15 protein-coding genes and 1 riboswitch are annotated in these 22,477 nt (G+C 59.8%); of the genes, 7 read left to right on the forward strand and 8 right to left on the reverse strand.

Features of this window, described 5'->3' with window-relative positions:
- The first annotated feature begins 5 nt into the window (after positions 1-5).
- A complete protein-coding gene (gene phoU / locus DTI93_RS08955) occupies positions 6-731 on the forward strand; it encodes a phosphate signaling complex protein PhoU (protein ID WP_103765328.1) in 726 nt (241 codons plus the stop codon).
- Between the two features lie 108 nt (positions 732-839).
- Here the strand turns inward: phoU and DTI93_RS08960 are convergent, their stop codons facing one another.
- Together DTI93_RS08960 and DTI93_RS08965 are read right to left on the reverse strand one after the other, a co-directional pair.
- Positions 840-2,258: an amino acid permease gene (locus DTI93_RS08960; RefSeq protein ID WP_043559646.1), complete on the reverse strand. Its 1,419-nt coding sequence runs from the start codon at positions 2,256-2,258 to the stop codon at positions 840-842.
- 172 nt (positions 2,259-2,430) lie between these two features.
- The gene (locus tag DTI93_RS08965) at positions 2,431-3,060 is read right to left on the reverse strand and encodes a TetR/AcrR family transcriptional regulator (protein WP_052349008.1); all 630 of its coding nucleotides are present in this window, start codon (positions 3,058-3,060) and stop codon (positions 2,431-2,433) included.
- Between the two features lie 264 nt (positions 3,061-3,324).
- Here DTI93_RS08965 and DTI93_RS08970 point away from each other — a divergent pair, with 264 nt between their 5' ends.
- Genes DTI93_RS08970 through DTI93_RS08985 form a run of 4 tightly spaced genes read left to right on the forward strand, consistent with a single transcriptional unit; the run spans position 3,325 to position 9,520 of the window.
- Positions 3,325-4,500, forward strand: a complete 1,176-nt coding sequence (locus DTI93_RS08970; RefSeq protein ID WP_081847692.1) for an efflux RND transporter periplasmic adaptor subunit — start codon at positions 3,325-3,327, stop codon at positions 4,498-4,500.
- A gap of 6 nt (positions 4,501-4,506) precedes the next feature.
- Positions 4,507-7,650 (forward strand): efflux RND transporter permease subunit, encoded by a 3,144-nt coding sequence (locus DTI93_RS08975; RefSeq protein WP_283162748.1) that lies wholly within the window; start codon positions 4,507-4,509, stop codon positions 7,648-7,650.
- A gap of 2 nt (positions 7,651-7,652) precedes the next feature.
- Entirely contained in the window at positions 7,653-9,140 is a 1,488-nt protein-coding gene (locus DTI93_RS08980; protein WP_408902112.1) for an efflux transporter outer membrane subunit, read from the forward strand.
- Positions 9,141-9,166: 26 nt separating this feature from the next.
- A complete protein-coding gene (locus DTI93_RS08985) occupies positions 9,167-9,520 on the forward strand; it encodes a hypothetical protein (protein ID WP_052349007.1) in 354 nt (117 codons plus the stop codon).
- A gap of 25 nt (positions 9,521-9,545) precedes the next feature.
- On the opposite strand, the gene pnuC is transcribed toward DTI93_RS08985, so the two are convergent.
- Genes pnuC through DTI93_RS09000 form a run of 3 tightly spaced genes read right to left on the reverse strand, consistent with a single transcriptional unit; the run spans position 9,546 to position 13,651 of the window.
- A complete protein-coding gene (gene pnuC / locus DTI93_RS08990) occupies positions 9,546-10,121 on the reverse strand; it encodes a nicotinamide riboside transporter PnuC (RefSeq protein ID WP_043559640.1) in 576 nt (191 codons plus the stop codon).
- Positions 10,122-10,124: 3 nt separating this feature from the next.
- On the reverse strand, positions 10,125-11,249 hold the full coding sequence (locus DTI93_RS08995) for a phosphotransferase enzyme family protein (protein WP_249080558.1): 1,125 nt from the start codon (positions 11,247-11,249) through the stop codon (positions 10,125-10,127).
- A gap of 2 nt (positions 11,250-11,251) precedes the next feature.
- The gene (locus DTI93_RS09000; RefSeq protein WP_249080561.1) at positions 11,252-13,651 is read right to left on the reverse strand and encodes a TonB-dependent receptor; all 2,400 of its coding nucleotides are present in this window, start codon (positions 13,649-13,651) and stop codon (positions 11,252-11,254) included.
- Positions 13,652-13,730: 79 nt separating this feature from the next.
- A riboswitch (TPP riboswitch) is annotated at positions 13,731-13,845 on the reverse strand.
- Between the two features lie 159 nt (positions 13,846-14,004).
- On the opposite strand from DTI93_RS09000, the gene rpe reads away from it, so the two are divergent.
- Entirely contained in the window at positions 14,005-14,679 is a 675-nt protein-coding gene (gene rpe / locus DTI93_RS09005) for a ribulose-phosphate 3-epimerase (protein WP_081847690.1), read from the forward strand.
- Positions 14,680-14,682: 3 nt separating this feature from the next.
- A complete protein-coding gene (locus DTI93_RS09010) occupies positions 14,683-16,326 on the forward strand; it encodes a heparinase II/III family protein (protein ID WP_052349005.1) in 1,644 nt (547 codons plus the stop codon).
- Between the two features lie 5 nt (positions 16,327-16,331).
- Here DTI93_RS09010 and DTI93_RS09015 read toward each other — a convergent pair whose 3' ends face one another.
- From DTI93_RS09015 to DTI93_RS09025, 3 genes are read right to left on the reverse strand one after another with little or no spacing between them, the layout of a single operon-like run.
- A complete protein-coding gene (locus DTI93_RS09015) occupies positions 16,332-17,552 on the reverse strand; it encodes a GIY-YIG nuclease family protein (RefSeq protein WP_081562567.1) in 1,221 nt (406 codons plus the stop codon).
- 4 nt (positions 17,553-17,556) lie between these two features.
- The gene (locus tag DTI93_RS09020) at positions 17,557-19,650 is read right to left on the reverse strand and encodes a DEAD/DEAH box helicase (RefSeq protein ID WP_249080563.1); all 2,094 of its coding nucleotides are present in this window, start codon (positions 19,648-19,650) and stop codon (positions 17,557-17,559) included.
- A 4-nt stretch (positions 19,651-19,654) separates the two neighbouring features.
- Positions 19,655-22,408 carry a DNA methyltransferase gene (locus tag DTI93_RS09025; RefSeq protein WP_249080565.1) on the reverse strand — a complete coding sequence of 918 codons (2,754 nt, stop codon included), beginning with the start codon at positions 22,406-22,408 and terminating at the stop codon, positions 19,655-19,657.
- Positions 22,409-22,477: the final 69 nt, after the last annotated feature.

Consider the following 22,477-nt stretch of genomic DNA (forward strand, 5'->3'; position numbering starts at 1 on the left):
AGATCATGCCACACGAGCGTTCTCATATCGTCTCGAGTTTTGAGCAGGAGCTGGAACAGCTCCGGGCCATGATGGTGAAGATTGGCCGTATCGTGGAGGAGCAGGTGGGGCTTGCCCTTCGTGCCATTTCCGACCATGACGAGTCCGCCGCTGAAGAGGCCACGAGGCTGGACCCGGAGGTGGACGAGCTGGAGCGGGAGGTCGAGAGTCTGGTCATCCGTCTGCTGGCCCTGCGCAGCCCGATGGGGGCGGACCTGCGGGAGATCGTTGCGGCCTTGAAGATTACGGGGGACCTGGAGCGTATCGGCGATTATGCTGCCTCCATTGCCCGCAAGGCCATCAAGGCGGCGTCCGGTGACGGGCAGATTTCCCTGTCCGGCCTGCGGAGTATGGGGCGTCTGGTGAAGGAGAATCTGGGCCGGACGGTGGATGCCGTCATTGCGCACGATGCCAACCAGGCGATGGAGGTCTGGCACGCCGACCGGGGCGTGGACGAACATTACGTGACCGTGTTTCGTGAGCTGGTCACTTACATGATCGAGGATGCCCGGAACATCCGTGCCTGTACGGAGCTTCTCTTCATTGCCAAGAATCTGGAGCGTATTGGCGATCATGCCACCAATGTGGCCGAGCGGGTCTACTACGCCGTGACGGGTGAGAACCTGCCCACGACCCGCCCTCGCGGAGGAAGCCCAACCCGCTCACTCGGGCAGGGTGAAGACACGGACTGATCTGCTCCTCCTACCGGCTCCCGGGAGGGCCAGCCAGCAGACATGAAAAACCCCCGGCAGGCTCAGGCTCTGCCGGGGGTTTTGTGTGATGGCGGGATGCCGGGTCCCTCAGGACTCGGCCTCGTCATCATTGCGTTTCAGGAGCAGCCAGCCGCCATAGAAGATCAGGGCCAGAACAGGGATGGAACCAACCGTGATGGTGCCGGATGGATAATCAAAAGCCATCATGATCAGGACCATCACCAGGAAGGCCAGTGTCAGCCAGCCTGTATAGGGGGCTCCCGGCATGGCGAAGCCCGTCCTGGCGATGCGCCCCTGTTTTATGGCTCTGTGCAGGCGCAGCTGGCAGAGCAGGATGGTGGCCCATGTCCCCAGAATCCCCAGAGAGGAGATGCTCAGCACGATCTCGAAAATCTGCGTGGGGTACAGATAATTCATCAGTACGCCAATGAGATAGATGAAGAGTGTTGCCCCGATCCCCACATAAGGGACGGCATTGCGGTTCAGCTTGCTCATGGCCTGTGGGGCAGAGCCACCAAGGGCCAGGGCACGCAGGATACGCCCTGTGGAATACAGGCCGGAGTTGAGGCTGGAGAGGGCGGCCGTCAGCACCACGAAATTCATGATGCTGTCAGCAGCAGGCAGGCCCAGCTTGTGGAAGAAGGTGACGAACGGGCTTTCTCCGGCATGGTAGGCCGACCATGGCATGAGGCAGACCAGCAGGGCGACAGACCCGACATAGAAAACCACAATGCGCCAGATCACGCTGTTGACGGCATTGGGGACGACCTTGCGGGGGTTTTCACACTCACCGGCGGCAATGCCGATCAGCTCTGTTGCAGCATAGGCAAAGACGACACCCTGGATCAGCATCAGCGAGGCAACGACTCCGTGCGGGAAGATGCCGCCGGACTCGGTAATGAGATGGAGACCCGGCGTGTATGAGCCGACGTGCGTGCCGCTCAGCAGGACATAACCGCCCACGCTCAGAAAGATGACCAGCGTGAGGACCTTTACCAGTGAGAACCAGAATTCAATCTCACCAAAGTACCGCACGCCTGTGAGGTTCACCGCTCCGACCACAACCAGAGCTCCCAAGGCAATCAGCCACTGGGGAATATGGCCGAACATCGGCCAGTAATGGATGTAAAGCGCAATGGCCGTGATGTCGACGATGCCGGTCATGGCCCAGTTGAGGAAGAAAAACCAGCCAGCCGCATAGGCGGCGCCTTCTCCAAGAAACTCACGGGCATAGGTGACGAAGCTGCCGCTGCTGGGCCGGTACATCACCAGTTCCCCCATGGCCCGCAGGATCATGAAGGCACAGATACCGCAGATGGCATAGGTGATGGCCAGCGACGGCCCAGCAATCTGGAGGCGGGACCCCGCCCCCAGGAACAGACCGGTGCCGATGGCTCCACCGATGGCGATCATCTGCACATGCCGCCGGCTCAGATCTTTCTGGTAACCTTCATCCGTGGCGCTGGCCTGTCTGGGTCTGGTCTGGTCGGAGGGAGATGTAGTCATGCGATGATCCTGCAATGGTCGGTCTAGAAGGCCCATGGCCCGGCAGGGTGATACCTTTTCGCTTCCGTCTGGTCTGCCATGTGTTTTACGAATAGATTCTATAACTAACACTAAAGGCTTTGCCAATGCGCAGCGGAAGGAAAGAAACTTTTAACAACCTATTATTTTGCGGTTACTGGTCTGCCATGCCTGTCATGCTGGCTCTGGTGCGGCATCCATGCAGGAATATGCGGAGTCCTTCTTCCAGATAATGGTGCAGGTTTTCCCTGTCACGTGCCGGCCCGCAATGGGCAAGCCGGGACAGGATGGGGCCGCCGATGGTCAGGCCGAAAAGGTGGTCTGCGGCATCGGCAGCATTGCCAAAATGCAGCAGTCCGGCCTTTTTCTGTACCTCAAGCCAGTTCTGGATGTTTGTCTTGCTGCCGGCGTTATGGAAGAGCTCTGTCATGAGCTGCTGGATGGAGGGGGAACGGTTTGTTTCACCGATGATGGTGCGCATCAGGCCGAGGCGTTTTTCGCAGAGGAGAATTTCCGCCATCTGGAACACCATGGCACGGAGCTGGTCTTCCATCCCGGTTTCCGGGATGGGGGAGGGGGTAAGCGGGACAAAAAGCTCGGAGAGCAGGAGCTGTTCCAGCAGGTTCCGTTTGGAGGGGAAAAAGAGGTAGAGCGTCTTTTTCGACATTCCTGCATGGTGGGCGATATGGTCCATCGTGGTGTGATGGTAGCCCTGCTGTTGCAGCAGCGTGCAGGCGACCCGGAGAATGGTGCTGCGGCGGTCCGTGTCATCATGAGGCTGCATGGCACCACGCTCCTTGCGAGATGGAAGAAGAAGTTTTGCCTTGTGCCCGATTCCGGCATGGGTCTGTCAAGCCCTGCATGAAAAGAGACCGTTTTCATGATCTTTTTGTGAGAAGAGAGCAGGGATGGGATTGACCGGCGGGTAGGAAACTGGATAGTTTCCGCTTTCACTACGTTTTTTTCATGGCGTGATATGGTGCAGGCGGTCTTTTTTGCCTGTAGCTTTGTTGCCCCATGTCCATTCCTCAGAGAGGCCGTCACGTTTATGCTCATGTTCCGCCCGAAACTGGCTGTGCGTCTGTCCCAGACGGTCATTTATGGCAGTACGGCCCTGCTGGGTTTTGGGGTTCTGGCCGGATGTCAGAAGAAAACGCCCCCAGCACCGCCGCCCCAGTCCGTTGCCGTCATGACACTGCACAGGCAGAGCGTTCCGCTGGAAACATCACTCCCGGGTCGGACGGATGCCTACGAACAGGCACAGATTCGCCCGCAGGTCAGCGGCGTGCTCGTTTCCCGCACCTTTGAGGAGGGCAAGGACGTACAGGCCGGGCAGCCTCTCTATCAGATTTATATTGCACCGTTTCAGGCGGCGTATGACCAGGCCCGCGGGCGGTTGATGGAGGCCCAGGCCAGCGCCATCCGTGCCCATGCCCAGCTGAAGCGTTACAAGGCTCTTGTCGGGCCCAGGGCCATCAGCCGTCAGGAATATGACAATGCGCTGGCTACGGCCCGTCAGGCGGATGCCGAGGTGGTGCAGGCACAGGCCGCCGTCGAAACGGCCCAGGTCAATCTCAACTACACTCATGTGCAGTCACCAATTGATGGACGCATCGGCCGGACGCTTTACACGGCAGGTACACTGGTCACGGCCAATCAGAGTAACCCCATTGCCGTGGTTACACGGCTGGACCCGATCTATGTGGATGTCAATCTGGCGGCAGAAGACATGATCCGCCTGCGGCGTGAGCTGGCATCTGGCCAGCTGGAGCGGAACGGCAGCGAGGCCGCCGTGACGCTGGAACTGCCAGATGGCTCCACCTATGGTCAGACAGGTCAGCTGAAACTTTCTGAAGTGACGGTCGATCCCGGTACGGGGACGCTGGTGATGCGTGCTGTCATGCCCAACCCGGACAAGCTGCTTCTGCCGGGCATGTTCGTCCATGCCCACATCAAGGAGGGCAGCGACCCGAATGCCCTGCTCCTGCCGCAGGTTGGCGTGCAGCGGACGCCCAAGGGTGAGCCTTATGTCATGGTGGTGGATGGGCAGAATCACGTCCATCTGCGCATGGTCGGGCTGGGGCAGACAGTTGGGGCCCGCTGGATGGTTACCAGAGGTTTGAAGGATGGGGAAAGGGTGATCGTTGAGGGCTTGCAGAAAGTTCATCCTGAAGGGGAGGTCAGACCCCATGAGGTCAGTCTGGCTGATCTGGGGATGGAGTAACGGCCCATGTCACTGTCACGTTTCTTTATCGACCGCCCCATCTTTGCCTGGGTGGTCGGGCTGATCATCATGCTTGTGGGTGGTGTGTCCATCACACAGATGCCAATCGCCCAATATCCCACCATTGCTCCGCCGCAGATTGCTGTCAGTGTGGATGATCCCGGTGCCTCGGCCGATACAGTCAACAACACGGTGGTACGGCCCATCCTCCAGCAGATGTCTGGTCTGGACCATCTGGAGTATCTGTCTGCCCAGTCCTATGGCAGCGGCCATATGGAGATCGACCTGACCTTCGAGCAGGGGACGAATCCCGACATCGCCCAGGTGCAGGTGCAGAACAAGCTCCAGCTTGCCCAGCCCCGTCTGCCGCCCGAGGTGGTCAGCCAGGGGCTGAGTGTCACCAAGGCAGCCAAGAACTTCATGCTCGTCATCGGCTTCATCTCCACTGACGGGAGCATGAACGGGAAGGACATTTCGGATTACGTGGCGTCCAACGTGATGGACCCGCTGTCCCGCATTTCCGGTGTGGGGGATCATACGCTTTTCGGGTCCGAATATGCCATGCGCATCTGGATGGACCCGGACAAGCTGTACAAATATGGCCTGACCGTGAGTGACGTGCAGAGTGCCATCCAGAGCCAGAACATCCAGGTGGCATCCGGTGAGCTGGGCGGCCTGCCTGCCCGCAAGGGGATCGGGCTTGATGCCAACATCATCGGCCCTGTCCGCCTGACGGAGCCGGAACAGTTCAGCAACATGCTGCTGAAGGTCCAGCAGGATGGCAGCCAGGTCCGCATGAGAGATATCGGGCACGTTGAGCTGGGGGCACAGAGCTACAATTTCACGTCCCGTTACAACAACAAGCCGGCCACGGCCATGGCCCTGAAGCTGGCCCCCGGTGCCAACCAGCTTGTGACGGAAGATGCCGTCCGGGCGAAGATTGCCCAGCTGTCGCAGTTCTTTCCCAAGGGGTTGAAGGTCGTCTACCCGCTGGATACGGCACCGTTCATTACCCACTCCATCGAGGAGGTGATCGAGACACTGCTGGAGGCCATTGCGCTGGTCTTCATCGTGATGCTTGTCTTCCTCCAGAATTTCCGGGCGACCCTGATCCCTACCATCGCTGTTCCGGTGGTGCTGCTGGGAACGTTCGGCATCCTGTCGGTGCTGGGTTATAGCATCAACACGTTGACCATGCTGGCCATGGTGCTGGCTGTGGGGCTGCTGGTGGATGATGCCATCGTGGTGGTGGAAAATGTCGAACGTGTGATGAGCGAAAAGGGCCTTTCCCCACGGGACGCCGCCCGTGAATCCATGGATGAGATTTCTGGAGCGCTGGTGGGTATCGTTCTGGTCCTCAGTGCGGTGTTTCTGCCCATGGCCGCCTTTGGCGGGTCCACCGGGGTGATTTACCGTCAGTTCTCCATCACGGTGGTGGCGGCCATGTGGCTGTCCGTTCTGGTGGCCATGGTCATGACGCCGGCTCTTTGTGCCACCATGCTCAAACCCATGAAACATGAGGTCCATTTCCGTCCGGCAGTCTGGTTCAATGAGCGGTTCGACTGGCTGACGAAACGGTATGTCAGTGGCGTGCGCCGCATGTTGCATTTCCGCACCCCTGCCATGATCGTTTTCCTGGCCCTGACAGGGCTGGTGGGCTTCCTGTTCATGAAGGTGCCAACGGGCTTCCTGCCAGACGAGGATCAGGCCCTCATTTTCGGGCAGGTCAGCATGCCTGCCGGGGCAACCGATGCGCAGATGGGGGCCGTCAATCACCGCATCACCGAATATGTGCTGAAGACCTATGGCCGGGATGTGGAATCCGTCTTCACCATGAATGGCTTCAGCTTCGCCGGGCAGGGGCAGAATGCCGGTGCGTTCTTCATCAGGCTGAAACCGTGGGACAAGCGGCCGGGTTATGCACATTCCAGCATGGCCATTGCCAACAGAATCATGGGGCATTTCTGGGGGGATCCGGCAGCGCAGATTTACGCCCTGAACCCCCCTGCGGTGATGGAACTCGGTAATGCCACCGGGTTCGATCTGGAGCTGGAAGATAACGGCCATATCGGTCATCAGGCTTTCCTTGCCGCCCGGAACAAGCTTCTGGCAGCGGCGTCCAAAAATCCGCTTCTGTCCGCTGTGCGCCCGATGGGGCTGGAAGATGCCCCCCAGTTTGTATTGGACCTCAACCGTGAGAAGGCCAATGCACAGGGCATCAGCAATGCGGAGCTCAACACGACGATCCAGGGGGCCTTCGGCTCGATTTACGTCAACCAGTTCACCCGCAATGACCGTGTAAAGCAGGTCTATATCCAGGGTGAACCTTTCTCCCGCATGACGCCAGAGGATCTGAACCGCTGGTATGTCCGCAACAATCTGGGGGACATGGTACCCTTCAATGCGTTTGCCACGGGCCACTGGATTCTCGGTGCGCAGAAGGTGGAAAACTATAATGGCCTGAATTCCTATGAGATTCAGGGTGTGCCTGCCGTTGGGGTCAGTTCCGGCCGTGCGGTGGAGGAAATCGAGAAGATCATCAAGACCCTGCCGCCGGGAGTGGGGCATGAATGGACGGGCCTGACCTTTGAGCAGCTGGCGTCCGGCAACGCTACGGGGCCGCTTTATGCGCTGGCGGCCATTGTGATCCTGCTCTGTCTGGCTGCCCTGTATGAGAGCTGGGCCATCCCGTTTGCCGTGCTGCTCGTGCTGCCGCTGGGCGTGCTGGGGGCCATCGGTTCGACACTCTGGCGTGGGCTGAGCAATGACGTCTATTTCCAGGTCGGGCTTCTGACAACCGTGGGGCTGGCCGTGAAGAATGCGATCCTGATCGTGGAATTCGCCAAGGTCTTTTATGAGCAGGGCGACACGCTGGAAGATGCTGTCATGAAGGCCGGGCAGGAGCGTCTGCGTCCCATTCTGATGACCTCCATAGCTTTCGTCTGCGGTGTGTTCCCACTGGCTATTGCCACGGGTGCCGGTGCAGCCTCCCGTGTGGCGATCGGGACCTGTGTGGTAGGCGGTATGCTTACCGCTACCATTCTGGCCATCTATTTCGTGCCGCTGTTCTTTGTGGTTGTGCTGCGTCTCTTCAGGGTCAGGCGGCTTTCGGAACAGCCTCATGCAGGGCAGGAAGGAGATCACGCATGACCATGAAGCAGCACGGCAGGAACAGGGCCGTTCTTGCAGGGATGATGGGGCTGGGCAGCCTGCTGCTGACTTCCTGCAACCTGTCTCCGAAATATCATCGGCCGGATGCGGCCGTCTCGCAGACCTACCCGGCCGATGCAGAGATCAGGCCGGGCCAGTCTGCCCATCAGCAGGTGTCCGATCTTGGTTGGGAAGATTTCTTCACCGATCCACGGCTGAAGGCCCTTATTGGTCTGTCCCTTGCCAACAACCGGGACCTTGCTGCCCAGATGGCCGCCGTGGCGGCCGAACAGGGGCAGTATCAGGTGCAGAATGCCGCCCTGTTCCCGACCATTTCAGTCGGGGGTGGTGCACAGTATATGGGGCCGTCCGATACGGCCGGGTTCGCCTTCGCACCGGGGTCTGGCACATCGGTGTCCACACTGCGTTTCTATCAGACGTCCATCGGATTTTCGTCCTATGAGATCGACCTCTGGGGACGCATCCGCAATCTGAGCCAGGCCCAGAAGGAACAGACGCTGGGCACGGTCGAGAATCTGCGGAACCTGTGGATCACCACCGTCTCACAGGTGGCAAGCACCTACATCCAGTGGCTGGCGGATCGGCGTCTGCTGGACCTCGCCCACCGTACAGCCCGCACGAGGGCGGATACATGGCGTCTCAACAAGCTGGAATATGATCATGGCGAGCTGGATGCCCTGACCTTGGCCCAGAGTGCGACCGAGCTGGAGCAGGCCCGTTCTGACGAGGAGAAGGAAACAAGGGCTGTGGCGGATGATGAACATGCGTTGCAGCTGCTCGTCGGCACGCCCCTGCCTGCAGACCTGCCGCCGCCCCTCCCGATGGGCCGGCAGACGATGATTTCCGACCTGCCAGCCGGTCTGCCGTCCGACCTGTTGCAGCAGCGGCCCGACATCATGGCGGCCGAGCACAGCCTGCTGGGAGCCCATGCCTCTGTCGGGGCGGCCCGGGCCGCTTTCTATCCCCGTGTGACGCTGACGGCGAGCGAGGGGACCAGTTCTCTCCAGTTCCGCCGCCTGTTCAGCCATCTGGCCGAGACATGGGGCGTCTCCCCCAACATCAGCATCCCGCTGCTGACATGGGGTGTCAATGAAGGGAACCTGCGGACGGCCAAGGCCAAGCTGAAGCAGGGCATTGCCGAATATCAGAAGGCCATCCAGTCGGCCTTCCGGGAAGTGTCCGATGCGCTGACAGCACGGGAGACATACCGTCGGCAGGACAGTCATATGATCGTGCTGGAAACACAGGCCCAGCGGGCTTACGATCTCGCCCGGATGCGCTATCATGCTGGCATCGACAGTTACCTGACCACGCTGGTGCAGGAGCGCCAGCTCTATCAGGCCCAGCAGACCCGCATCATGGTCGAGGCGGCACGGTTTCAGAACATGGTAACGCTGTATCGTGCCCTGGGTGGCGGCTGGAGCCGCAAAAGCCAGGGGACATCAAACACACCACCCGGCCATCTGTAAGGGGTCGGGCCGAGGGGAGACGGCATATGCGTTTTATGAAACAGGCTGGCCTGCTGGCAGGAACTGGCATGATGCTGATGGGCGTGGCCGGACTGGCTCCTGCGCAGGCTGATGAGGCTGATTCGGTTGTCAGAAAGCCGATGCCCGGCTCGTCCCTGCCCAGGGTACATGCCGATTATAGCATGTTTCATTTTGTTCCCCGGGGTGATGAGGTGACCGTGCAGCCCGAGCGGAACCGCCTGCTGTTCCGCAAGAAAAGTGGTCAGCCAGATGGCTATGGCGAACGCCGTGGGGCAGCCATCGTCTATTATGATTCCAGCGGGAAACCCGTCCGCATCCAGCGTCTCACGCCGGAAGAGCTGGATCGGATGAACCAGTAGGAACGGTCTTGCCTGTTTCGGGGGGTCAGCGTTTCCACTTCCAGTAGCCGTAGAGGCCGAGGCCGGTATAGCCGGCATAGAGCAGGGCCGTGATGGTGAGAGAGCGGTTGATGAACAGGCCCGTATAGATCACGTCAATGCCGGACCAGAGCAGCCAGCTCACACGGTGGCGCCGGGCTGTCCAGAGCTGGGCAAGCAGGCTGGCTCCGCTCAGCCCTCCATCCAGAAGAGGAGTTGGGTCGTCACTCCAGCGTTGCAGGGCCAGAATCCAGAGAATGGAGAGAATCAGGAAGAAGCCCGTCTCCAACATGGCCCGGTTGAAGGCGAGAGGGCGGGCAGGCAGGTCATCTGCCGGGCTGGATGGCCTATCGTGGCGGAGGCTCTCTCCGGCCTGCTTTTCTCGTGCCCACAAGGCCCAGCCATAGAGGATGGCGATGCTGAAGACACCTTGCAGCACCGTGTCTGCATAGAGATGGGCCTGGAAGAACACCGTGCCATAGAAGAGCGTTGCCAGCAGGGAGATGGGCCAGCCCATCATGAGGCGTTGTGCTGTCAGCCAGACGCCGGAGGCACTGAGCAGTGCGGCGATCAGTTCCGTCATGGGTCAGTCTCTTTCCAGCATGGCCAGCAGGGCCCGGCCACGCTCCGTCTGGAACCAGCGTGCATGGCCGATGAGGTAATCCCGCCGGGATATGTCGGCGGCGTTCCTGTTGCCGAGGACATGGCCGTAATAGGCAACCTCTGAAAGGGCAAAGGTGACGTGGCAGAGGGGTAGCCAGCAGGCGGTGAGGCGTTTCTCGGCAGGGCTGCGGGGCCGCTGGACATCATAGGCGTGCAGGAAGGCCCTCAGCTGCTCCTCATGCACGGTCGGGCAGCCATCCGGGGCCAGCCAGCTGATGAAGCTGCGTTCCATGGCCACGGCGAGGTCGAAGCTGGCACTGGTCAGGTCACACATGCCGAAATCGAAGGCACGGGCAGCCACGAGCCCATTACTCTCCCTGTGCCAGAGGAGGTTGGCCCCGTGCCAGTCCCCATGCCCCCAGAGGGGGCGGTCTTCTGGCAGCAGGGGGAGCAGGGCTTCATGGAACGGGGCCAGAAGGGGCAGGACATCCCGTTGCAGCGATGAGAGGGGATATGTGTCTGTCAGCCCTTCCTGTCGGGTGATCCACGGGATCAGGCTGTCCGCCAGTCTGTCGCCCAGCAGGGGATGCCGGGCGGAAATGAGGGGTGGGTCATGGCGTGGTGGGGCCTTATGGCCCTCGCTGGCCTGATGCAGCCGTGCCAGAAGTGTTCCGCTGGAAGCCGCCTGTGCCGTGTCGTGATAGGGCCGCCATGAGTCCAGCCCCCGATAGGCGTCCTGCTCCGTGTAAAGGGGGAAGGCTTCGTAGGTATGCTCAGGCGTGGCCAGGGCGGTCCGGCCATCCAGCATGGGCAGTGGGGCGGCGGCTGGCAGGCCCCGCTTTGCCAGATGGCTGGCGAAGCGGTGTTCTTCCGTCAGTGTTTCCACAGAGCGCAGGGCACGTCCGTGGCGTTTGAGGAACAGCCGCCCCCCATCTTCCAGCGCCACGATGGCCGAGGCGGAGAAGGGGCGGCGGCTGTGCCAGAGGAGGGGATTCCGGGCGGGCCGGACGCCCCAGTGCGGCAGAAGGGCCGTGACGTCACCGTCTGTCAGGGGAGGCCAGACGCAGCCATTGTAACCGCTTTCCAGACCAAGAGGGCGTGCCGACATGCTCAGAATCCAGCCGTCAGGCTGGCAAGGGCGGCGAAGGGGGCCCCGATATAATAGCCCGGGGCCGAGCCGCTGACCCGTCCGCCATGAAGGCCGGTCGTGTCATGGGCATTCAGGGTGGTGGAGTTGATGCCCGAGAGATAACGCTGGTTGCTGATGTTGCTCAGGTTCAGCCGCAATGTGGGTTGATGCAGGAAGCCCACATTGTTGAAGCGGTAACCAAGGGTCAGGTCGGCTGTCATGATGGCAGGGATGCGCTCGTCATTCATGAAGGTGGAATATTGATGGCTCATGTAATGCATGGAGATCATGCTGAAGAAATGTCCGTCATCATAGCGCAGGCCCGCCCCCGCCTGGAAATGCGGACTGCGGACGGCTGTCTTGCCTGCTGTGGGCAGGGTGTCGGCCCCGGCGGAGATGTTGTTGTCGATGGTGGCATGGAGATACTCGAAGGACGCATAGGGGCTGATATGGTGCCAGGGGCGTGTGCCGAGTTCCACATCCACACCACGGGAGGTCTGCTTCCCGGCATTGATGGTCGTGGTGATGTTGGGGTTGGTGGCTTCCCCCGTCTCTATCTGCCGGTTGCGGAAATTGTAGTTGAAGAAGGTCAGGCTGGCCGTCAGCCAGTCTCCCGTGCGGCGGTAGCCGAATTCCTCGGAGACGGAATATTCATTCTTCAGGCGGTTGGTCCCGGTGCGGCTGATGGTGCCGTTGGGCACGCCATTGGCATCCACACCGGCATAGCTGTTGTAATAGGTGGAGATGGCCGGTGCCCGGAAGTTGGTGTTCACGTTGAGGAAGAGCTGGTCCTTCCTCGTGACGTTCCAGCGCATTCCGAAACGGGGCAGGGGTTCCTGCCTGTTGCTGGAGATGTTGCGCTGCGGGCCGGGTACGTCGTTGGTTCCCCAGCGGTGCATCATGACCTCCTTGAAGCCGATGTCCATGACCAGCCTGTCCTGCATCAGGGAGATGTGATCCCCCACATAGAGGGCGTTGGTCTGGGACATGGTGTGGAAGCCCCCGGCCAGATAGGGGTTGCCATCTGGCATGAGGATGCGGCTGCGTTTCCTGTCGGCCCAGATGCTGGCGGCAGAGCCGTCATTTCCGACAGCCGTGAAGGGCTGCGGTTCGTTGTCGTCCGAATAGTCGTACCAGTAGCCCATGACGAAGTCGTTCCACTTATAACGGGCATGGAGGGCCATGTTCACGCCAGAGCGGTAGCTGCGCTGGGTGTAGTCGGCCCGTACGGTCTGGCCGTCCGTCACGGGCAGGGAGGTGACGGGCTGGGTGCCGTAATAGTTCCCCGTGCTGGAGAGTGTGGAGCCGGAGGGGAAGTTGCCATAGGCACGCTGGGCATAGGGCGTGATGTCGAAGGACAGACGCTGGCTGAAATGCAGGTGCACCGGTGCCCCGACATAGAGCGTTTCTTCCGGATCACGGGAAAGCCGCCAGTAGTTCGTGCTGTTCTCGCCGGGCTCGAAATGCTGGGTCAGTTTGCCGCTATGGGTGCCGTAGGTTTTCCAGTCCTCAAGGGAGGTGAAGGGATAATAGCTGGTATTGGCCCTGTTCCATGACCCCAGAATGCCCGCCTGATTGCCTTGCCCCCATTCTTTGAGCAGCCGGAAATCAATATGCTGGCGGGTATCATAGCCGCCACTGCGCCAGTTATCCGCATGTGTGTTGGAGTAGGAGACAAAGCCTCTCACGCCGCTATGGCCTATCTCACCCGTTTCCAGCCGGATGAAACCCCGCCTTGTATTGAAGGACCCGTAGGAGAAGGAGGCCAGCCCACCGGGCTTCAGGGACGGGTCGAGGAAAGAGAGCTTCATCAGCCCACCGGCGGCGTTGAGAACCGGGCTATCCAGATCGGCTGACCCCTGCTGGAGACCGACCTTGCTGTAATTCTCCGTATCGGCGAACTGGTTGGGGTACCCGCCATAGGAGGCAACATCGTTGAGCGGCATGCCCTCCAGCACGTAGCCCAGGGCATCACCGTTCAGGCCGCGGACGCTGATGTTGGTGTTGGGCGAGATGCCGAAGGGGTCGGATGTCATGACATTGGCACCCGGCAGGACGGACACGAGCTGGAAGGCCGAGGCCGTAGGCGCCTGTATGTCCATGTAGCTCCGGCCCACCTCGCTGATGGATTGCGTGCCATGCTGGGGCTGGATCAGCCCGCCGCCCCGCTGCACGGTTTCCGGGGCCGCCCGGGTAGTGATGTATTCCACCTTTTTGGCCTGTACGGCTTTGGCCGGTCTGGCATGGGAAGGCTGTTGGGCCGGGTGGTGGTGTGCCGCCGACGGATGAGTCGGTTTTCCTGAGTCTGCCAGTGCCAAGCCGGGGCTGCACAGGAGCAGAAAGAGAGGGGCCTTTTTGTGGCTGGAAAAAAACAAGCGCATGGAATCTTCGCCTTCGGAGCACGATGGTGAAGGTTCGCTGTGCAGGCGTCAGTTCAGGGGAGATGACGGGGACATCCCGTTCCGTGCTGTTTTCCTGTCCCTTCGCCGGTACGAACCGGATCAGGTTCAAAGGGTTGGATGGGCCGGACCCATCCTCTCAGCCTTGTATGGTGAAGGCACCCCTCGGAACATTGCCCCCTGTTAGCAGAGAAGGCAGATCGTGTCCATTTTCTGTCATCTTTGTACAGATGAATGGCCATGTACCGGCGCAAAATGGGCTTCTCTTGTAAAAAAGCCTTATTCTGCCAATATCGGATGAAAATATGCATCTTCAGTTTTCAGAGAGAGGTTACATGCCCATCATCGCACCAAGCCTGCTTGCCGCCGATTTCTCCAATCTGCGTCATGAAATGGGCAGTGTGGCGGAGGCACCATGGCTGCATCTTGATGTCATGGATGGGCATTTTGTTCCGAACATTTCCTTTGGTATGCCCGTCATCAAGGCGCTGCGCCCTCACAGCAGGGCGCGCTTTGATGCCCACCTGATGATCGAGCCGGCAGATCCCTATCTGGCTGCCATGGCAGAAGCGGGAGTGGACCACATCACCGTGCATGTGGAGGGGAATGCCCATCTTCACCGTACTCTCCAGAGCATCCATGCGCTGGGTTGCAAGGCAGGTGTGGCCATCTGCCCTGCCACGCCGCCGGAGGCTCTCTCCGAGGTCATGGACATGGTGGACATCATTCTGGTCATGACGGTCAATCCTGGTTTCGGAGGGCAGAAATTCCTGCATGGCCAGTTGGCCAAGATACGGACCCTTGCCGGGATGATCCGGCAGAGCGGCCGTGACATCGTGTTGGGTGTGGATGGTGGTATTGATGAGACCACCACCCCACTGGTGACAGAAGCCGGAGCAACCATGCTGGTGGCTGGTTCAGCCATTTTCGGCAGGGATGACCGGGCGGCAGCGATCCGGGGCCTGCGTGCGGCGGCCAAGCCTGCCACACTGGCCCCATCAGGGGAATGATGGTTGTTTAGGTCCTTCAGGCGGTATTTCCGGTTGCTGCTCGTCTCCCTGCCCCAGCGGCAGCATGAGGGGACAAGCCCTGTCTGTCTCTATCAGGACAGGGAAGAGGGCGATGTGGACCAGGGCGCCCTGCTGACGGGGGGTGTGTTCCGTTTTGCCCAGAAAACCTACAGCTTGCCCCTGCGGGGGGTCTGGCAGAGCAATAGCTGGCCGGAGGATGTCCGGCGCTGGTTCTATGGGTTTGACTGGCTGAAGGACCTGCGGACCTTTGGTACGAATGGAGCCCGGCTTCTGGCGCGCTCCATGGTGGCATCATGGGCAGACCGCCCCCCGGCTGATCCTGTCGCCCGGGAAAGCAGCGTGATGGGGCGGCGGCTGGCCAATTGGCTGGGGCATTATGAGTTCTGCCTTTCCACGGCTACGGAAGGGACGCAGCAGCTGGTGCTGGATGCCGCCGTGAAGGAGGCCCGTCGTCTTTCGGCCATGCTGCCTCTGCCTCCCATGGGGTGGGAAGGGCTGGCTGTTCTGCGGGGCTTGCTGGCCGTCTATATGGCCGTGCCGTATTATGATGGGTTCTTCAAACGGTTTGAGCAGCAGCTGCCGCTGGAGCTGAAGCGCCTGCTGGGTGATGAGGGCATTGTGGCCGAGCGCAGCCCGGAGGCCCAGTATCGTTGCGTGCAGGAGCTGACAGCCATTCAGGGCATGTTCACCACGTTGCAGTGGATGCCACCGGACTGTGTCCCGGTGATGCTGGGGCGGGCCTGTGCCGTGTTGCGGGCCTTCTGCCATGGGGATGGGGGGCTGGCCCTGTTCAATGGGTCGCAGGAGCGTGGTGCGAAAGCCGTGCAGGCTCTGCTGGAGCAGGCAGAGCGATACAAGGTAGTGGCCTCCAGCCTGAGCCGGGGCGGTTTTGCCCGCCTGACAGCCGGAAGGGCCCTGCTGCTGGTGGATGCCGCCGCACCACCGCCGCAGGGGATGGATGGTATGGCCCATGCCGGTACATTGTCTTTTGAGTTCTCCCACGACCGGCAGCGTCTGTTCGTCAATTGTGGGGCAGCGGAGGGCGGCCCCTGGCGGCGGGCCCTGCGCAGTTCGGCAGCGCATACGATTCTGGTCGTGGATGGTGAATCCTCGTCCGATTTCGGGAATGATGGCCACGTGACCCGCCGTCCCTCACAGGTACGCTGCGAACAGAAACGGCAGGGTCGTGTTCAGGAACTCCATCTGTCGCATAATGGGTACTACCCGTCCTACGGTGTCCTCTGGTCCCGTTCCCTGTTTCTGGAACCATCCGGGGAGGAGCTGCGTGGCAGTGAAACGGTGGAGGGGGAGCGGGATGTGTCTTTCATGCTGCGGTTCCACATCCATCCCGATGTCCGTGTGGAGCGGGAGGATGATGATATCCTGCTTCATGCGCCCTCAGAGCTGTGGCGTTTCCGTCAGACAGGTGGGGTGATCATGCTGGAGGATGATCTTTACATGGGACGGGGCGTGCCGGAACAGACAGCCCAGATTGTCGTCCAGTCCTGCCCTGGCCGTCCCCTGCCGCCTGCTGAGGAAGAGGCAACTGAAGCCGGGGGCAGGGCCGCCAAAGCGTCCAGACGCCAGCAGAAGGTGGACTGGGTGCTGGAGCATGTCCCACTATAAGGGTGTCAGGAAGACGCCTCCTTGCGGATGATGGCCTGTTGATGGGGATCATACGTATGGAGGTGGAGGGTGCCCTTCTGGAGGAGGTGGGCTGCCTGGCCGACCAGTTCGGCGGGGAGCAGGAACCATTCCTTCGGGTAGATCTGTTTTCCCAGTCGGTCCCGGACGTGAAGTATTGCCCGTGAGGGGGCAAAAAAGCGGTGCAGGCAGTCTTCCACCTTGCGATGGGAAAGATTGACCAGCGTATAGGTGGCTACAATCTCCACAGGGGCCATGAGAAAGGTGGGGTCATTGCGGGCATCAGCGACCCGGCGGCGAACGTCACCACTTGTGACGCCGATCTTGTAAAGTTTTCCCCGCAATTTACGGATTGATGGAACTTCGGAGAGGGAGCGGGCAACGTAAATGGTACCGGTGGCGTTGGCCACGGTCTCGCTCCCGGCGAGGGGCCCAAGGCCGATGCGGGAGATGAACCGGGCCGTTTTGTCCTCTGTCAGGGATTTACGGAAGGACGACATGAGCGGGTCGCTTTCCGTCCCATTGGAGAAGATGATGCGCAGGCGATGCTCTCTGTCGCCATGGCGATAGGTCTTTTCGTACTTCTCGGCGACATAGGCGATCAAACCGTTGCGAATGAAGAAATCGCCTTCTGCAGGTTCAAGAATCTGATTCTTTCTCACACGCCTTGCCGTACGGAGGCCGTTGGTTATCTCCTGCTGTACGGTCTCGAACAGGGCCTCATAATCCTGAAAATTGGCGCAGGGCGTGATGGTGGCCTGATGCTCCGGCACGGCCCGTTCTGCGGCGGGGCTGGAGTGGCGGAGGCTGAAGATGCTGGTATCCATCTCCAGATCATCATCATCGAGAATATCTTTCAGTGTGTGGGGGATGTCTGTGAAGGCCTGCTCATCCCGCCAGTCGGGCAGAGGGGGGGATGATGGCAGGTTTGGTCTGGCAAGCAGCCCCAGCCTGTCAGCTTTCTTTATGGCCGGGGAAGGGTTCTGGGCCAGACGATCAAGTGCGGCAGAGAGGCACATTTCTTCGTGATTTTCAGCCGTGTGCCTGGGAAGTCTGCCATTGTTTTCGACAAAACGTTCTGCTTCCTTCAGAAGGTCCAGTCCTGTCCTGCGGTTGGTCTGCCCTGTGCGGGCTGAGGAGGTATCAACCGGAAGCAGGCCGAGTTCATCATCTTCTGTAAAAATATCGTTCAGCGTGAGACGTTTCATCAGGTCAGCCCTGTTGCTGCTGGCGGAGAGTCCTGGCTTTTTCTCTGGCAAGATGAACCAGAGCCATGGCCAGACGCTGCTCCAGCTCATCGGGTGAATGGCTGTCTGGCATACGGCCTTCCTGGTCACGAAAAGCCTTGATGCGGGGCCAGAGGGCAATGGCCTCCTCAGTCGCCATGGGGTAACGCTGGGCGGTGAAGGCGGTCTTGATCTGTGCCAGCAGGGGGGCGTCCATGTCGCGGGAGATGATTTCAAACCGTTCCCGGAAGCAGTTGACGCTGTCGATCAGCTCAATATCGAGTTCTTTTACGTTGATGAGTCGTTGGACGAGGCTGAGCAACGTGTTGGGGGCGCTGGCCGTCTTGTCTTCCTCTGTGGTCTCTGTGGTGGGAGGGGTGCCCGCCCCGGATGAAGACCCGCTCCCGTGGGGTGGTGCTGGGGGTGTGTCCGTTTCCTGAAGGGTCTGCCGGGCCAGTGTGGAAAGATTGATGCGGGCGGAAAGCTGCTGCCGGACAGATTCCGTTTCATCCTCTGTCAGATCAGGGTAGCGTTTCTCGATGATGCCGGTCAGCATGGGCTGGTTGAGGACCTCGGGGGCCGTGCCGGGGTTCAGGGCACGGCTGGACATATGTTGATGGGTGGTGGCGACAAGGTCGTTCATGTCCCTTTCGCAGATGTCACGGGCACGCTGGGTCGGCGGTTCATCAAGGTTGTGGATGCCAATGGTGACATGCCCCTGTGCATCCGTGCTGACAGGAGCACGGATATCGCCGTCTTCCCGCCTGTAGAACTTGAAGTTCGGTGCAAGCACCTGTTCCATCAGCAGGGAGCCGGAAATGGCTTTGAGCATGTCATTCACGGCATCCTGCACGATTTGCGTCTCCACCCCCGGCTCGGCGACCAGATTGGTGAAGACAGCCCGTGTTTTGGCGGGGGCGTCCCGTGTGGCCCGGCCGATGATCTGGACGATCTCCGTGAGGGAGGAACGGTAGCCGATGGTCAGGGCATGTTCGCACCAGACCCAGTCGAACCCTTCCTTGGCCATGCCAAGGGCGATGATGATGTCCACCTTGGCCCGGTCGGCTTCGTCATCCCGTTTGCCATCTGGCCCGGTGATGGTTCTGGCAAGGCTGGCCTTGATGAGGTCCCGGTTGGGGCCATCATCCACAAGGTCAGCCAGTTTGATGAGTTGGCCATCAGGCCGGCGGATGATGTCGAAGCCGGTTTCCGGGTCCCGCCTTTCAACCGTGCCGATGAGGTCGATGATCTGCCCGACCTCATCATATTTGTCACCAAAGGCCTCGGATGATCCACGATGCGGAATATGGATGATGGTCTTGCGTGTGGGGTCCAGAACATCCTTCAGCCCGTTGATGTAGGTGCCTTTATAGAACTCGTAGGAGATGCCCAGCGTCTTGAGGAACTCATAACCCTCCAGCTGTTCGTAATAGCTGTAGGTAATGGGGGTGAAGCGGCTTTCATCTTCCGGGCGGAGAACGGGGATGGAATCCCCCCGGAAGTAACTGCCCGTCATCGCCATGAGGTGGCAGCGGTCCCGGCTCAGCAATTCCCGCAGGATGAAGCCGAGGCGGTTATTATCCCCCGCTGAAACATGATGAAACTCATCCACAGCGATGAAGCAGGAATCGAAACGCTCCACACCATCTTGTGCGATGACGGCATCATACCCAAAGCGGAAGGTAGCATGGGTGCAGACCAGCACCTGCGCCTTGTCATCCTGTAGAAAATCCTGAAAAGCCCGCACCTTGCGGGGGGAGCTTTCGTCACTGTCGAGGCAGAGATTCCAGCGGTCTTCCACCACCCAGTCACATTCAAAACCGGGGAGGGATGTACTGCGGAAGGAGCCGCCGATGGAGGTCTCCGGCACGCAGATGATGGTTTTTTCCACGTGCTGATGGTGCATCTTGTCCAGCGCAACGAACATGAGGGCACGGCTTTTCCCGGCGGCAGGCGGGGCCTTGAGGAGGATATGCTGGGCCTGCCGGACATTGTAGACACGCTCCTGCATGGGGCGCATCCCCTGTGCGTTGGTGCCTGCCTTGCTGTGGCCATAGGTCATGGTGAGCATGTTTGCCATCGGGTCAGCCCTCCTGCTTTTTTGTTGTGGAGCGTTTTTTGCGGACGGTCTGTTTCTTCCGGCTTTGTGCCACACGGGCAGCATAACGGCGGAAGAGATGCTCCAGCCGTTGCGTATCGTTGGTGAAGGGCTGGCCCTTGTTGTACAGCCCCTCCAGCAGGGCATCATTGGCCCGATGGGCCTCCCGGAGATCGGCAGGCATTTTGTCCGGGTCGTACAGTTCGGCCAGATTTTTGTCGAAGTAGTACGCCCGTACCCGCATGATCGCCCGCCCGGACTGCTTCAGGGCCTCTTTGTCTGCCTCCGTGAGGGCAGGCACGGGGAAGGTGTGCCAGCCAAGTGTGTTTGAGTAGCGGAAGTCTGTTTTCAGCTTGCCACAGACTGCGGCGATCCACGCCAGATGGAGGCGGGAAACCAGCAGGGCAAAACACCATTCCGGGGCGTCATAGAGGACGAAGTTGAGGTTGGAGGAAATTGTGTCAGATTTGACCCGGATGGCCGGAAGATAGGGACGGCGTTCCGAGCTGACACTGGGGACGAGGTAGGCGTGGCTGAAGGAAGGGGGAACGTTTAAGTATCCAAAACGCCATGGGTGGCTAGATAAGGAAACCGTTTCAGCTCGTTTGCTCTTTTGACGGAATAGGCTGACGGCTTCTATGTGTTTGGCAATGGGTGGAATCTGCTTTGCCTGTTTTAGTGTGGCTTCCTCAATCCAGAGGCAGTATCGCTCAAGATCATTGATGGCCTCTCTTGAGCCCATGAACCGCCGGATGAAGGGTTCAGCATGTGGGGCCTGTTGCAGAAGTTGGTCTTTTTCTTCTAATGAGAGGATGAGGTGGCCGTTATCAATAGGCATGTTGCCGAAAAGCATTTCAGGTAGGCCAAAGAGGCTTTTGCTGGCCTTTTCAATATATACGTTCGGGGCATCTAGCAGATAGGCATTGATGTTCTGCGCCTGATGCTCTGTCTCCCCGATGAAGAGCCGTTTTGGTGTTGCGATGGTTTTGGGTTCCGGGCGGTTGCGCAGCCCGACAATGATGCAGATGACAGCGGCATTATGGCTGGCATTGTTGCGCCATTTGAAGGAGGTATGGGCAAAGCTGATCTCCAAAGCTTCCCCCAACAGGTCGGGCCAGAGGGCATTGACGGCCTGCCCCTGGCAAAGCGAGTTGGTGGAGACCAGAGCCGCTTCCGCCTGACGTCCCTGAATATAGCGGGCGGTTTTGAAGAACCACGCCGCCACATAATCCAGCCCCTTATAGTTTTTCACGGAGCCGGAGAAGGTGATGGCCATATCCTCTTTCTGTTCTGCATTCTGGTATTGTTTTCCCAGAAAAGGCGGATTGCCGATGATGTACACCAGCTCACCATCCCCCGGTGGCGGGCAGACGGCCTCCCAGTCGAGCCGCAGCGCATTACCGCAGACAATATGGGCGGCCTCCCGCAGCGGCAGGGGGGCAATGGCACGGCCAAAACGCTCGGCAAAGAGAGCATTGGCCTGATATTCCGCAATGAACAGTGCCAGCTTGGCCGTTTCTGCAGCAAAATCGGCACATTCTATGCCGTGAAAATTGGCAATCGGGATGGCAGAAAACAGCTCCATCGTGTCATTGCCGTTCAGCGCCGCCAGCCGTTGCAGGAGGGTCATTTCCAGTTCCCGCAGCTGGCGATAGGCAACGACAAGAAAGTTCCCGGAACCGCAGGCAGGGTCAAAAACATGGATATGACCGAGCTTGTGCAGGAGCTTCTGTAGGGCAGCGGGTTTGTCCCAGTCCTTCTGGATATCGCTGCGTAGACCATCCAGAAAAAGGGGGTCGATGACTTTGCGGATATTGGGGACGGATGTGTAATGCATCCCCAGTTCGGCCCGGATGCCCGTATCCGCCACGGACTGGATCATGGAACCGAAAATGTCGGGGTTGATGTCCTTCCAGTCCAGCGCACAGGCATCCTTCAGGTAGCGGAAGGCCGTGACATCAAAGGTCGGTATGGCGATGTCCCCAGCAAACAGCCCGCCATTGACGTATTCCAGCGGGGCCGTCCAGTCTGGCAGGTGGCTGCGTTCGTCCTTTGGCAGGTTCATGGCCTCAAACCCTGCCTGAAGGACCGTATGCAGGGCCTCACCTTTTTTCCCGCCATAATCCAGTACGAGGCGGCTGAACTGGTCTTTGGGGAAGATGCCGACATCCTCGGAGAACAGGCAGAAGATCAGCCGCATCATGAACTGGTTCATGATGTGCGTGTGGCTGGGGTCCTTCCATTCCGGGTTATGCCGGATGAGGGCATCATACAGTCTGGCCAGCTTGCCCGTTGCCTGCACGTCAACGGGGTTTTCCTCCACGGCACGGTAACGTTCTTTGCCGGCAGCAGGGAGGAAGAAGCCGAAATGTTTGGCCATTTCATTCAGCGGACAATGGAGGCTCTCCCCGCTGGCAGGATGGAAAGCGGCCAGCATGGTACCGTCCGTCGTGAGGAGGATGGCCGGTTTCGCCTGTTTGTTGCGGGTGGAGGCTTTCAGCTGGTCCAGAACGGCATCAACCGTCGCCTGTTCCGTCTCTCCGGCTGGGGCAAAATGGAACCGGCGGCTCAGCAGAACCCCGCCGGAGAGGTCGGAACGGTTCGTTGCCCCCTTGCGAAGCCTGTCCACGGTTGCTTTTGCGGCATCCGTAGCAAGGGCAAACTCGTAGGGAAAGGCGCTGGCATCGTAGGGCTGAGAGGTGAGGTCCGAGAGAGCATCGTAAATTTCAGTCGGATTCACAGCATTAACCCTATATTAATAATGAGGGATAAGCGGATCACATACCGTCAGTTTTGTCCAGAGGTGTTG

The organism is Parasaccharibacter sp. TMW 2.1884, from assembly GCF_023337695.1.
GTDB classification, from domain to species: Bacteria; Pseudomonadota; Alphaproteobacteria; order Acetobacterales; family Acetobacteraceae; genus Bombella; species Bombella apis.

What these genes read in the sequence shown, in the direction of transcription:
- phoU (WP_103765328.1), top strand. Translation starts at nt 6, where the DNA reads ATGCCACACGAGCGTTCTCATATCGTCTCGAGTTTTGAGCAGGAGCTG.
- DTI93_RS08960 (WP_043559646.1), bottom strand. Translation starts at nt 2,258, where the DNA reads ATGACTACATCTCCCTCCGACCAGACCAGACCCAGACAGGCCAGCGCC.
- DTI93_RS08965 (WP_052349008.1), bottom strand. Translation starts at nt 3,060, where the DNA reads ATGCAGCCTCATGATGACACGGACCGCCGCAGCACCATTCTCCGGGTC.
- DTI93_RS08970 (WP_081847692.1), top strand. Translation starts at nt 3,325, where the DNA reads ATGCTCATGTTCCGCCCGAAACTGGCTGTGCGTCTGTCCCAGACGGTC.
- DTI93_RS08975 (WP_283162748.1), top strand. Translation starts at nt 4,507, where the DNA reads ATGTCACTGTCACGTTTCTTTATCGACCGCCCCATCTTTGCCTGGGTG.
- DTI93_RS08980 (WP_408902112.1), top strand. Translation starts at nt 7,653, where the DNA reads ATGAAGCAGCACGGCAGGAACAGGGCCGTTCTTGCAGGGATGATGGGG.
- DTI93_RS08985 (WP_052349007.1), top strand. Translation starts at nt 9,167, where the DNA reads ATGCGTTTTATGAAACAGGCTGGCCTGCTGGCAGGAACTGGCATGATG.
- pnuC (WP_043559640.1), bottom strand. Translation starts at nt 10,121, where the DNA reads ATGACGGAACTGATCGCCGCACTGCTCAGTGCCTCCGGCGTCTGGCTG.
- DTI93_RS08995 (WP_249080558.1), bottom strand. Translation starts at nt 11,249, where the DNA reads ATGTCGGCACGCCCTCTTGGTCTGGAAAGCGGTTACAATGGCTGCGTC.
- DTI93_RS09000 (WP_249080561.1), bottom strand. Translation starts at nt 13,651, where the DNA reads ATGCGCTTGTTTTTTTCCAGCCACAAAAAGGCCCCTCTCTTTCTGCTC.
- rpe (WP_081847690.1), top strand. Translation starts at nt 14,005, where the DNA reads ATGCCCATCATCGCACCAAGCCTGCTTGCCGCCGATTTCTCCAATCTG.
- DTI93_RS09015 (WP_081562567.1), bottom strand. Translation starts at nt 17,552, where the DNA reads ATGAAACGTCTCACGCTGAACGATATTTTTACAGAAGATGATGAACTC.
- DTI93_RS09020 (WP_249080563.1), bottom strand. Translation starts at nt 19,650, where the DNA reads ATGGCAAACATGCTCACCATGACCTATGGCCACAGCAAGGCAGGCACC.